Origin of the sequence: Paenibacillus sp. FSL H7-0357, from assembly GCF_000758525.1 — a bacterium.
Taxonomy (GTDB): Bacteria; Bacillota; Bacilli; order Paenibacillales; family Paenibacillaceae; genus Paenibacillus_AQ.
In genome coordinates this window covers 7,032,038-7,044,946 of record NZ_CP009241.1, presented here as the reverse complement: position 1 = coordinate 7,044,946, position 12,909 = coordinate 7,032,038, and the positions used below count along the sequence as shown (strand labels likewise).

10 protein-coding genes and 1 pseudogene are annotated in these 12,909 nt (G+C 50.6%); 7 read left to right on the top strand and 4 right to left on the bottom strand.

The features are described 5' to 3' along the window. Positions 1-113 precede the first annotated feature (113 nt). Positions 114-506, top strand: coding sequence for a glycine cleavage system protein GcvH (gcvH, locus tag H70357_RS31155; protein ID WP_038597232.1), 393 nt, complete (start codon positions 114-116; stop codon positions 504-506). 82 nt (positions 507-588) lie between these two features. Here gcvH and H70357_RS31150 read toward each other — a convergent pair whose 3' ends face one another. From H70357_RS31150 to H70357_RS31140, 3 genes are all read right to left on the bottom strand, one after another. Further along, positions 589-1,224, bottom strand: a complete 636-nt coding sequence (locus H70357_RS31150; RefSeq protein ID WP_038597230.1) for a hypothetical protein — start codon at positions 1,222-1,224, stop codon at positions 589-591. A gap of 69 nt (positions 1,225-1,293) precedes the next feature. Continuing rightward, positions 1,294-2,124, bottom strand: a complete 831-nt coding sequence (locus H70357_RS31145) for a flagellar motor protein MotB (RefSeq protein WP_038597228.1) — start codon at positions 2,122-2,124, stop codon at positions 1,294-1,296. Continuing rightward, complete coding sequence (locus H70357_RS31140) at positions 2,121-2,906, bottom strand: flagellar motor protein (protein ID WP_038597226.1); 786 nt, start codon at positions 2,904-2,906, stop codon at positions 2,121-2,123. Before H70357_RS31140 ends, H70357_RS31145 begins: the two co-directional genes overlap by 4 nt. A gap of 181 nt (positions 2,907-3,087) precedes the next feature. Between H70357_RS31140 and uvrB the strand changes: the two genes are divergently transcribed. Next, a complete protein-coding gene (gene uvrB, locus H70357_RS31135; RefSeq protein ID WP_038597223.1) occupies positions 3,088-5,079 on the top strand; it encodes an excinuclease ABC subunit UvrB in 1,992 nt (663 codons plus the stop codon). Between the two features lie 122 nt (positions 5,080-5,201). On the opposite strand, the gene H70357_RS36155 is transcribed toward uvrB, so the two are convergent. Continuing rightward, positions 5,202-5,378 (bottom strand): hypothetical protein, encoded by a 177-nt coding sequence (locus H70357_RS36155; RefSeq protein WP_156130970.1) that lies wholly within the window; start codon positions 5,376-5,378, stop codon positions 5,202-5,204. Positions 5,379-5,553: 175 nt separating this feature from the next. On the opposite strand from H70357_RS36155, the gene uvrA reads away from it, so the two are divergent. The 5 genes and pseudogenes from uvrA to H70357_RS37250 all read left to right on the top strand — a co-directional run. Then, positions 5,554-8,427 carry an excinuclease ABC subunit UvrA gene (gene uvrA / locus H70357_RS31130; RefSeq protein ID WP_038597221.1) on the top strand — a complete coding sequence of 958 codons (2,874 nt, stop codon included), beginning with the start codon at positions 5,554-5,556 and terminating at the stop codon, positions 8,425-8,427. A gap of 506 nt (positions 8,428-8,933) precedes the next feature. Beyond that, positions 8,934-9,143, top strand: coding sequence for a DUF2759 family protein (locus H70357_RS31125; protein ID WP_038597219.1), 210 nt, complete (start codon positions 8,934-8,936; stop codon positions 9,141-9,143). Between the two features lie 186 nt (positions 9,144-9,329). Then, on the top strand, positions 9,330-10,508 hold the full coding sequence (locus H70357_RS31120) for a S1C family serine protease (RefSeq protein WP_442950485.1): 1,179 nt from the start codon (positions 9,330-9,332) through the stop codon (positions 10,506-10,508). Next, positions 10,489-12,456: a stalk domain-containing protein gene (locus H70357_RS31115; RefSeq protein ID WP_052092347.1), complete on the top strand. Its 1,968-nt coding sequence runs from the start codon at positions 10,489-10,491 to the stop codon at positions 12,454-12,456. The genes H70357_RS31120 and H70357_RS31115 overlap by 20 nt, the downstream gene beginning before the upstream one ends. 102 nt (positions 12,457-12,558) lie before the next feature. Further along, positions 12,559-12,784, top strand: a pseudogene (locus H70357_RS37250) (hypothetical protein); the annotation flags it as partial. Positions 12,785-12,909 lie beyond the last annotated feature (125 nt).

Below are 12,909 nucleotides of genomic sequence, written 5' to 3'. Positions count from 1 at the left end.
GTCAAAAAGATGACAAATTTAAATTTCCTGTCAGTTATATTGACATTGAGCAGGACGATAACTTAGTCTATAACTAAATTTACAACTCCAATTCGGAAATGAGGCGGCTTGAAATGAGTGAAGTGCTAGATAACCTGCTGTACAGCGAGGAGCATGAATGGGCGCAGCAGGGCGAAGGACGTTTAATACGTGTTGGGATTACGGACCATGCCCAGCATTTACTAGGCGATATCGTATTTGTGGAATTTCCTGAAGTTGGATCGGCTATTTCTGCCGGGGACAGCGTAGGCAGCATTGAATCCGTGAAGACGGTTTCCGAATTATATTCACCGGTATCGGGAACGGTGACCAAGATTAACGATGCACTGGAGAACAGCCCGGAGCTGATTAACGATCAGCCGTACAGCGGGGGCTGGATTTTTGAACTGGAGATCGAAGGCGAGTATGCCGACGCCGTATCGGGATTGCTGGACGCAGCCGCTTACCGTGAACGGGTTGGGGAATAGCAATTGGTTTTATAAAAAAATTATTAAAGACGGATTTCGCGCATTAGCTGCACTAATGTGAGAAGTCTGTCTTTTTGCGCTTTCAGCGGCTTGGAAAATCTGCAAGTCCCGGATAAAAATGTGGAGCCATCCGCCACAAGAGGGGCAGCAGTGCAAGGCTAATCAGGACGAATAAACAGCATAAAAGGATAAATCTGTAGATTTTGCGAGGGGGTGCAGCCGGTCTGAGCACAAAGTAATAAACGCCGATAGAGTAAAAGGGATACAGCAGGACAGCTGCCATGGCCATGCAGACAAAAAAGGTCATCTCACCGGCTGAGCTGGGGATCATTGTGTCCGGGTAATACACGGGATCAAGCTGCAAAAAGATAACCACAAGCGGCACATAAGCGAAAAACAGGTGCAGAAAAAAGCAGCGGATGCGTCCGTTGTCGGCCAGACCGTAGAGCATCCACCAGACTCCCAGCCAGGGCAAGGCAAAAGCGCCGCCCGCAAGCAAAAAACGAACGGCGATTTGAATCAGCTTGCTTAGCGGATACACCTTGGCTTGTTCGCCCCAGAAAAGGGAGTACGACGAGAGTAAAAGGAAATAAGCCATGCCCCCAACGAAGAACGTAATGATTCCCTGGAGAAACGCGGTAACCAATAGCGAGACTAGCAGCTGCAGATTTTTTAAAAATCGGGTGGGATCAGGTGATGTTCCGTTTAGAGTTTCCATACCTATTCAGACTCCTTTAGAAGCAAATGTAACCTTTCATCATCTGCTGTTCTGGGCTGATAGGCGGAATTATTCTTCGTCTTGAAGCTGCCGCAGCACGATTAGCTCGACGCGGCGGTTTTTCTGTTTTCCAAGCAGCGTAGTATTGTCGGCAGCGGGCCGGGTATCGGCATAGCCGGCATACTGGAAGGTATCCGGATCCAGTCCTTCATTGTCGAGGAAGAAACGCAGGATGGAGAGTGCCCGCGCGCCTGACAGCTCCCAGTTGTCGTTATAGCGTGAGCCAACCGACACCGGGGTATTGTCGGTATGCCCCTCAATGCTGATGGATGCGCCTATGCCGCGGAACAGGCCTGAGAGCTGGCGGAGCGCAGGGAATGCAGGTGCTTTCAGCTCGGCTTTGCCGGCATCGAACAGGAACCGGTCGCTAAGCGTAATGGCAATGCCCTGAGGTTTATCTGCAACAAAGATCTGATCCCCGAGGTTGTTGTCTTCAACATATTTGGTGATGACGCCCATCAATGAGGCCAGCTTTGCTTCCTGTTCCTTGAAAGCCAGTTCACGTGACGAAGGCGGCTGAGCCGTCTCTCCGGCATTGGCTGTGCCTGCAGCTTCGCTTCCTGTTCCATTATCCTGACTGTTAGTTGAGCCGCTGTTTTCCGTTTCTTGTTGGCTCTCCAGAATGCCATCGCCACCTTCAAGCACGGGGTTGCCGCTCCTGAACGTTTCCGAAAGGGAACCGGTGACAATCTTGTATTTCTGCACGTCCAGACTGCTCATGGCGTACATGATGACGAAAAATATAAGTAAAAGTGTAATGAGATCGGCATAAGTGATCATCCAGCGGTCATTGCTCTCCCGGCCTTCGGCGTGCTGCTTACGCCGGTTTCTCTGCCTCATAGCAGCCCTCTTGCATACTCACGCTTACGGCTTCCTTCAGAATCCGCAGTGAAGGAGCTAAGCTTCTTGCGCACCAGCTGCGGATGATCCCCGTTCTGCAGGGCCAGAATGCCTACCAGCAGCATCTCCATGCCAGCCAGCTCGGTTTGGCTGCGGGATTTGATCTTGGAGGCAATGGGTAAAAATATTAGATTAGCGCTGGCTACACCATAAAGCGTCGCTGTAAAAGCGACTGCGATGGATGCTCCCAGATTGGAAGGGTCGGTCAGATTGCTGAGTACATGGATCAGTCCCATGACCGTCCCGATAATCCCCATCGTTGGTGCGTAGCCTCCGGCCGCCTCAAAAATTTTGGCGTAGCCGTTGTACTTCAACTCTTTGGCATCCATGTCCAGCTCCAGAATCTGGCGAACCTCGTCAGCATCTGTGCCGTCGACGATCAGCAGCAATCCTTCACGGGTAAAGGGATTGGGATGTTCTTCGGCTTTTTGCTCCAGCAGGAGCACACCGCCGCGCCGGGTAATAGCAGCCATGGAGATCAGCTCCTCCGCGTTCTGCTCATTCAGGTCCGGATGCCTGCCGAAGGCCATGCGCAGAGCAGCAGGAATGTGGCGCAGTTTAGATGCGGGAAAGCTGATGAGAACAGCGGCCAATGTGCCGCCAAAGACAATCAGTGCAGCATTAGGCTGCAGCAATCCGGAGAGATTGCCTCCTTCCCAAAAGAAGCCGCCGATCATAGCGGCCAGTCCAGCCAGGAGGCCGATAATTGCGGTGATATCCATAGGTTATGACTCCTTACTTTTCTATATATTATGGTTTGCATGAATGTAGGCAACACTGTATAATAAACGGGAACAAGTATTCTTATCTTCCATATTTTTCAGGATTGTATGGAGAGCCAGTACTTAGGGCCACAATTATACTATACTACTATATTTTAGACGATAGAGGGGAGACGGGCAAATGAGCGATATTGTCGTCAGTACGAAGACTTTTGAACTGGAGTCCGAATACACACCCCAGGGCGATCAGCCTCATGCCATTGAGGAATTATTGGACGGCATCCGGCAGGGCAAGAAGCACCAGACGCTGCTGGGAGCGACGGGTACAGGTAAGACATTCACCGTCGCGCAAGTGATTTCCAAGTTAAACCGCCCCACGCTGGTAATTGCGCACAACAAGACGCTTGCTGCGCAGCTGGCGAGTGAATTCAAAGAGTTTTTTCCGAACAATTCGGTAGATTACTTCGTCAGTTACTACGATTACTACCAGCCAGAGGCTTACATTCCCTCCTCCGACACCTACATCGAGAAAGATTCCAGCATCAATGAAGAGATAGATAAGCTGCGCCACTCCGCGACCAGTTCATTGTTTGAACGGCGCGATGTTATTATTGTAGCGAGCGTATCCTGCATTTACGGCCTCGGTTCGCCGAAGGAATACGGAAGCCTCCTGCTCTCGCTGCGGGTAGGGATGGAGAAGCCGCGCAACCAGATCTTAAGCAGACTAGTAGATATCCAGTATCAGCGCAATGACATAAATTTTGTCCGCGGTACATTCCGTGTGCGCGGCGATGTGGTTGAGATCTTCCCGGCTTCACAGGGAGAACATGCCATCCGGGTAGAATTGTTTGGCGACGAGATTGAACGGATTACCGAGATTGACGTGCTGACCGGAGAATTAATCGGTGAACGTGAGCATATCGCGATCTTTCCGGCATCTCACTTTGTAACCCAGGAAGAAACGATGAAGGTTGCGATCGTCAACATTGAACGTGAACTGGAGGAACGGCTGGCCGTTCTTCGCGACGCAGGCAAGCTGCTGGAAGCCCAGCGGCTGGAGCAGCGGACGCGTTATGACATCGAGATGATGAAGGAGGTCGGCTTCTGCTCCGGGATTGAGAACTATTCCGGACCGCTTACCTTCCGTGAGCCGGGAGCAACCCCTTATACCTTGATGGACTACTTCCCGGATGACATGCTGATTATTATTGATGAATCTCATGTTACCCTTCCGCAGATCAGGGCCATGTATAACGGTGACCGTGCGCGGAAGACCGTTCTGGTAGAGCATGGATTCCGCTTGCCGTCAGCGCTGGATAACCGGCCGCTTCAGTTTGAGGAGTTCGAAGACAAGGTAAGCCAGATTGTCTATGTATCCGCTACGCCAGGTCCATACGAAATGGAACACTGCGATACGATGGTGCAGCAGATTATCCGCCCTACCGGTCTGCTTGATCCGATTATTGAGGTGCGTCCGACAGAAGGCCAGATCGATGATCTGATCAGTGAAATCCGCGAGCGTGTGGAACGCGATGAACGGGTACTGGTAACGACACTTACGAAAAAAATGTCCGAGGATCTGACCGATTACTTCAAGGAGATCGGGATCAAGGTCCGATATATGCACTCTGACATCAAGACGCTGGAGCGGATGGCGATTCTGCGTGATCTGCGTCTCGGTACGTTCCATGTCCTCGTGGGTATCAACTTATTAAGAGAAGGACTGGACTTGCCAGAGGTATCCCTTGTCGCGATTCTCGACGCCGACAAGGAAGGTTTCCTCCGTTCTGAACGCTCACTGATTCAGACTATCGGCCGTGCCGCCCGTAACTCAGGCGGCCGCGTCATTATGTATGGTGACCGTATTACGGATTCCATGGAGAAAGCTATGAGCGAAACCGAACGCCGCCGGGCGATCCAGATTGCCTATAATGAGAAGCATGGAATCACCCCGACGACGATCAACAAGAAAATCCGCGAAATCATCGAGGCGACCAAAGTCGCCGAATCCAAAGCCGAATATCTCACCGGTGTGGGCGGCAAGATGAGCAAGAAGGACCGCCAAAGCCTGATGCAGCGTCTGGAGGCCGAGATGAAGGACGCTGCCAAGAACCTGCAATTCGAGCGCGCCGCCGAGCTGCGTGATGCTTTGCTGGAGCTACGTGCCGAGTAAATATTTAAGCGAGTACTGGAACGGCGCTTCCCAGGCCGTTCTTTTTAGATAAACTGCTCCGTTGTTTTGTTGCCTGTTGTCAGCGCATCCCGCAGGGACAGCCGTCCTGGTGATTAACGGTTTTAGCGCATCCCGCAGGGACAACCGTCCTGAAAGTTTTCAGTTTTAGCGCATCCCGTCAGGGACAGCGTCCCGGCACGCAGCAGCATGCAGCGTGCCGACCAGCGGAGCACGGACGTTGAAGCGGTCCCTTTAGGGACAAGCGCTCCGAGCACCCTAACAGCTAAGTACAGCCCCATCCATCTCCTTCGCCAACCTTGCGGGTGTCCAGAGGGCGCAGCCCTTGGGGTCCTCCCTTGGAAGGGAGGGTTTGGGAGGGATCGAAAATATTTTGAAATGTGGCTTTTAAATAAGGCTTTGAACTAGCTTTGAACTAGCTTTGAACTAAATGATGTATATAAAGGAGAGGTACCGTTGGCGAACGAAAATATAGTAATCAAAGGCGCGAGGGCGCATAATCTCAAGAACATTGACGTAACGATTCCGCGGGACCGCTTCGTCGTGCTTACGGGACTTAGCGGCTCCGGCAAATCGTCGCTGGCGTTCGATACGATCTACGCGGAGGGACAGCGCCGTTATGTCGAGTCCCTGTCGGCGTATGCCCGCCAGTTCCTGGGCCAGATGGAGAAGCCGGACGTTGATTCCATCGACGGATTATCTCCGGCAATATCGATCGACCAGAAGACTACAAGCCGCAATCCGCGCTCAACGGTAGGTACGGTTACGGAGATTTATGACTATTTGCGGCTGTTGTTTGCCCGGGTCGGCCATCCTCATTGTCCGGATCACGGGATCGAAATTACATCACAGACCGTCGAACAGATGGTGGACCGGATTATGCAGTATCCCGAGAAGACGCGGCTGCAGATTCTGGCACCGGTTATTTCCGGGCGCAAGGGTGAACACAAGGGGCTGTTCTCGGACATCTCTAAGCAGGGGTTTGTCCGTGTGCGCGTTGACGGCGAGCTGCGGGAAGTCACTGAAGATATTCAACTGGAGAAGAACAAGAAGCATACCATCGAGGTCGTGGTTGACCGTATTGTCATCAAGGATGATATGGAGACTCGTCTGACCGACTCGCTTGAAACAGCCTTGAAGCTCTCGGGTGGACAGATTCTGGTTGATGTTATCGGCCAGGAAGAACTTCTGTTCAGTTCGAATTTTGCTTGTCCGGTATGCGGATTTAGTATTGAAGAGCTGGCACCGCGGATGTTCTCCTTCAACAGCCCTTTCGGCGCTTGTCCAGAGTGTGATGGACTTGGTATGAATATGGTTGTCGATCCCGATCTATTAATTCCGGATTCCGAGAAATCGATTGAAGAAGGAGCATTTCTGGCCTGGACCGGCAGTACATCGAACTACTACCCGCAGTTTCTGAAATCGGTCTGTGAGCACTTTAAGATTCCACAAAATGTTCCTGTGAGCAGCCTGACTCCCGAACACATGAACAAGCTGCTCCACGGCACAGGCAGCGAGAAGATCCGGTTCCGGTATGAAAATGACTTTGGCCAGAAAAAAGATGCGCTGGTTGCCTTTGAAGGAATTATTCCGAATCTGGAACGACGTTACCGCGATACGGCATCGGATGGAATCCGTGAGTTTATCGAAGGTTTTATGAGCGCCAAGCCTTGTAATGTGTGCAAGGGCAAACGGCTGAAGAAAGAAATTCTTGCGGTCACAATTAATGAGCAGAATGTAGCGGATGTTACGGATCTCTCGATTGGCGACTGTTTGAACTTCTTTGATAATCTGGTGCTTAGCGAGAAGGAAACGGCCATTGCCCATCTTATCCTGAAAGAGATTAGCAGCAGACTTGGCTTCCTGGTGAATGTGGGTCTGAATTATTTGACACTCAGTCGTGCGGCAGGTTCACTCTCCGGCGGTGAGGCGCAGCGGATCCGATTGGCGACGCAGATTGGCTCCAGCTTGATGGGCGTTCTGTACATCCTGGACGAGCCAAGTATTGGTCTGCATCAACGAGACAATGACCGGCTGATCGCCACACTGGGGCATATGCGCGATCTCGGCAACACATTAATTGTGGTTGAGCATGATGAAGATACGATGATGGCGGCAGACTATATTATTGATATCGGACCGGGTGCCGGTATCCACGGCGGACAGGTTATTGCCCAAGGGACGCCGCAGGAAATCATGAAAGACCCGAATTCCTTGACCGGAGAGTACTTAAGCGGACGCAAGTTTATTCCGGTTACGTCCAAACGGCGGCCAACCGATGACCGCTGGCTGGAAATTCGCGGAGCCAAAGAGAATAACCTGAAGAATGTAAATGTCAAGATTCCGTTAGGTGTCTTTACTGCAGTGACTGGAGTTTCCGGTTCCGGCAAATCGTCGCTGGTTAATGAAATCCTCTATAAGAGCCTGGCTCGTCAGTTGAATAAGGCTGTTAAGGTCCGTCCCGGCCTGCATAAGGAAATTCGCGGTCTGGACAATTTGGACAAGGTCATAGAGATCGACCAATCGCCGATCGGCCGTACGCCGCGTTCCAATCCGGCTACCTATACCGGGGTGTTCGATGATATTCGTGATCTATTCTCCAAAACCAATGAAGCCAAGGTGCGCGGATTCCAGAAGGGCCGCTTCAGCTTCAACGTCAAAGGCGGCCGTTGCGAGGCCTGCCGTGGAGACGGAATTATCAAGATTGAAATGCACTTCCTGCCGGATGTCTATGTGCCTTGCGAAGTATGCAAAGGCAAACGTTATAACCGCGAAACGCTGGAAGTGAAATACAAAGGCAAAAACATCTCTGATGTGCTGGAGATGACGGTAGAGGATGCAACCGGGTTCTTCCAGAACATCCCGCGTATCCACCGCAAAATGCAGACCTTGCTGGATGTGGGTCTTGGGTACATCAAGATTGGCCAGCCGGGAACGACGTTGTCCGGGGGTGAAGCACAGCGCGTGAAGCTGGCTTCCGAGCTGTACCGCCGCAGTACCGGCAAGACATTGTACATTCTGGATGAACCGACAACAGGGCTGCATGTGGATGACATCGGCCGCCTGCTGGAGGTGCTGCACCGCCTGGTGGATTCCGGCGAATCCGTTCTGGTCATCGAACATAACCTCGATGTGATTAAGACGGCAGATTATGTTATTGATATGGGACCGGAAGGCGGCAGCGGCGGGGGAACGGTACTGGCTACAGGGACACCAGAGAAGTTAATCACCGTTGCAGAGTCCTATACCGGCAAATACCTGAAGCCGATTCTGATCCGCGATACGGAGCGGACTGAAGCTCTGCAGCTGCAGACGTCGGAGACAGTATAACTGCACTTCATGAAGAACAAAAGAGCCACAGCATTTTCGCCGTGGTTCTTTTAGTTTTTTAGGCCTTGTTTTTCAATAATCATTCGGATAATGTTCAGCCCGTCTTTCTGCACTTTGCCAAATTAAAACTTGGCCAGGTCAGCAAGCATTGTACCCTCAAACAGGCTTGAAAGCCATTATAGAAATAAGGACAGCTTAATAGTTGAATCAGGCATATCGGGAGCATGTCCGCAGTAAGATTCAAAGAGAAGGATTTGCGTTGAATGATTAGCAGAGATGGAAAACAGCCTTACATATAATTTGCTCTTTGAAAAATCAATAAAAAACAAGGTGTCAATGAAAAATATCATGATTATTATCCCGAATCCGGCGCTAAAAAATATTTATCGTGACTTTTACATAAAATTTATGCAATTCCTATTGCGTCACTGAAATGGTAGCGATAACATAGAGGGAGATATGGATTAGATGAACTTGCTTGACAACACTTTCGAGGAGGTAATGCCATGCTGCTTGCAGAAGCTGCTGCGCAAGAACCGTCTAAATTTCATACCTTCGATGTATTTATGATCGCCTTTACCATCCTGATACTCATTGGGGTCATCCGGCTGCTGCGGGCTCCGCAGAAGAACAAATTTGCGATTGGCTTCGGAGTGGTAAGCTTGCTGGTATTTGCGGTTTCGGACTACGCGATGCTTATGCACTGGTTAAGCTGACACAGGAACACTGCCCTGCTTCAAATTCAAGTCAAAACAATTGCAGATTTTAAGTTTACCCAAAGACACCTTTAACCGCCGTCTGGCGTGACTAAAGGCGTCTTTTTCAAATTATGCACGTCTTCATATGAGTCAACTGCATTATGTACAATCTGGAACAAGGTCAGAGAGAGCGCCCGGCGAAGGCTGGGGAAATGGGGGAAGAACATGGTTAAGAAAAGCCTCGGACTGTTGCTGTGCGGAGTATTGCTGACAGGAATAGGAGGCGGATCGCTTTCTGCGCAGGGGGCACCGTTTCCGGATGGCTTGCAGACTGCGGGGAATGTATCGTCTTCAGGAAAGATTAAAGAAATAGGAAGTACCCTGACCGGCAGCAAAAAGAGTGCAGCCTCGATAACCGATCCGGTACCGCAAATTATCAAAGAGGTTTCCCCGTCGGTAGTAGGAATCATCGGCAAATATTCAGAAGATCGCTCTAATGCACCCAATGACCGTTTTAATCTGTCCCATGGATCAGGTATCATCGTCAGGGCAAACGGCTGGATTATTACGAATGCGCATGTGATGAAGGGTCTGCAGAATGCTGTGGTCGTTACATCGGACGCGAAGTCCTACAGCATCACAAATACGTATCTGGATGAGGTTAGTGATCTGGCACTGATCAAGATCAATGCCAAGGCATTAAAGCCTGCGAAATTTGCCCAATCTGCTGCCAGCCTTCAGGTTGGCGACAAAGTGATTGCCATCGGTACACCCATTTCCTTCTCGCTGCGAAATTCTGCCACGGTAGGGGTGGTCAGCGGTCTTAACCGTTCAGTGGATGCTGCCTATCGGCTCATCCAGAGTGATACAGCGATTAATCCAGGCAACAGTGGCGGTCCGCTCGTCAGCATGAAAGGCGAGGTGCTGGGCGTGAATAGTCTGAAATTTGCCGCAGTAGGCGTAGAGAATATGGGATTTTCTATCCCGTCTGATACGGTACAGTACATTATGAACCAGCTGTTCAAGTATGGAGAGGTAAAACATCCAAGTCTTGGCCTGGAGCTGGAGGAAAGCTGGTCTGCCTTAGTGGGCCTGCCCTCACAAGATCCCTTAACAGTTACGAAGGTCATCTCTGCGGAAGCAGACAAGGCAGGGATTCTTGAAGGGGATGTTTTATACGCGATTAACGGCCACCGTGTCGGCTCCTTAGTGGATGTTAATGAACTTTTCAAAAGCTACGCACCGGGTGCGGTGGTAAATCTGCTTATGCAGAGCGACGGCGATATTGTTACCCGGAAGCTCACGCTTGGCCAGGGCGATCCCCTGATAAACAATGAAGAAGCTGATGTGGAGGGTGATGCTGATGGACAAGCGGAAGAGTAAAAAGGCACTGGGAAGAGAGGGGCGGAAGAGGGACCGCAGATATACTTTTCGTGGTCTATGTACAATGATGCTTGCTTTGGTGCTGCTGCTGACTGTACTCCCGGCCACAGAGGTGCACGCGGCGGAGAAGGCGGAGCTGCAGCTCACCCTTAAGGTCGGCAGTCCGGCTGCAACGGTGAATGGCAAAAAAATTACGATTAAGCAGCCTTTTATGAAGAATGGTACCGTCATGGTGCCGCTCGGCGTGTTCAAGAAAACATTTGGCAGCACAGTTTCCCTCGAACCCGGCGATGTGGTCAAGGTGATGTACGGACGGCATACGGGAACGATGGTGATAGGCAGCAGCACTGCCTGGAAGGATGGCGTCAAAATCAAACTTGCTGCACCGCCGCATATGGTCTCCGGGGTTTTGATGGTCCCGCTGAGGTTCGTGGCGGGAGTGCTGGACGCACGTGTAACTTCCGGCAGCAACGGTGAGCTGGTAGTGTCGCTTGTGCCATCGGTCACTGAAGAAGAGGCGCCCGGGGATAGCGGCATTGACAGCGATGTCGGTAAGACCCGGATAGGGAACAGCCATTTTCAGTGGAGCATGAATTATCCTCCCGGACTGGTGGTTGGCGACAGCGGCGGCAATGAAGGCGTGGCTACCTTTATGAATTCAGAGAATCAGTATTATCTGGAGGTTCATGCCTCACCGCAGGAGAATCCGGCAGACCCGGAACAATTGCTGGATGGGTTGCTCCGCTCGGCTGAAGAAGGCGGGGAAACGATTTTGGACCGGGAAACTTATCCGAATGCCGTTGTTCCCTACGCGCGAATTGTCAGCAAGGATTCCAGCGGCGCATTGTGGGAGAACAGGCAATATAATGCCGGTGGGAGACTGTATGAGCTGTATCTGACTGATGACAATGCAGCGAACTATAAGGATTTTGATAAATATGCCGTGCTGTTGAACTCCTTCCGGCCAAGCTTTGACCCGAATGATAAAAGCCAACGTGATCTCTCCACAGTAAAAAACGGGCTGCAAGAAGGGTACAATGAGGATTACGGTATTGCACTGCAGGTCCCTGCAGACTGGAGTATGGATGACCAGCATCTGTATTATGAGAGCAAAGAGGGGAGCTATTTGCGTGTAAAAGTGACAGCTGCTCCGTCCGGTTCTACGCTGGAAACCTGGAGCAAGGAGTTGGAGGCGCAGATTCGAGCCAACTATGTGGACGGGGCTTATACGATTAAAGAAAGCACGTCTGCAAAAGTTTCCGGTCAACCGGCGCGGGTCATTGAAAGTCTGCTGAATCCGGGCAGCGGCTGGATTACGAAATATCAAACCCTGCTGTTGAAGAATGGGCACCGCTATTACGTAGAATATGTAGCAGTTGCCGGTCAGGATGAGGACAAGGCACGGTTCAAGGATATTTTAAGCTCAATCGATATTGATTTTGAATTAATAAAAGAGAACTTCGGGCGGCTGGAAACTGATGACTATCCGGTACTTTACGCTAAAACAGTCAACAAAAGCTCCAAAATCTATGGCTACAGCATTCATATTCCGTCATTATGGACAGCGGTCCAGGATGTCTTTGAAACCCAGAACGTAGATTACCGCTTCACCGGAGGGCGTTTCCAAATCACTGTGAGCCCCGAAGGTTCGGCCGAGTACACTGTGAGCCAGCTCCAAAGCTACTATCAGAACACGAAGAATGACCCCAAAGGCCCGCAGGTCGAACGTGTGGAGGACATCACCTTTGCCGAAGTTCCAGCCACAAGCCTTACTGTGCACCAGAGCAAAAATGGTATTCCTTACCGCACCCAGCTCATCGTTTTCAGCAAAAATGAACGGGTCTATACTCTCACTGTCACGCTAAACGACGCCAACGCAACGCCTGAACAGCAGGCTCTTATAGACAAGACGCTGAAGTCTTTTGTGTTGGCGGGGGAGAAAAAATAGGTAGGACATGTTGAGGAATAAGGAATAAATAGTATGATTATTGCAGACGAAGAACGTCCCAAGTTGCCAATTTTGGCTGGGGCGTTCTTTTTTTATGGAGAAATGAGTTTGGCTAGAGGACATCTATATACCGAAAAAGCTTCTGCTGCAAAATGTCTGGTGGCCACTCTTAGATAATTTTGATGACCTGCATCCTGAATATGAAGTTTACGATTGGAATCGCAAGTCGCAATTTCTTTGGCCTGGTTATTCTTTGAACCGGGATACTTTTTTATCAGGGCCGGGTTGGAGAATCATTCATTTCTCATTCGACGATGTACAAAGGCGGAAGGGATAGGTTAGGAATAAGTTCGGTTTAAATAATCAGGTTAAAGTCCTTTTCCTGTATAATTTCTGGCAAATCAATGGCGCAAGGCTGTGATATTTGATACAATTAATAAGTTAAAGAGATGG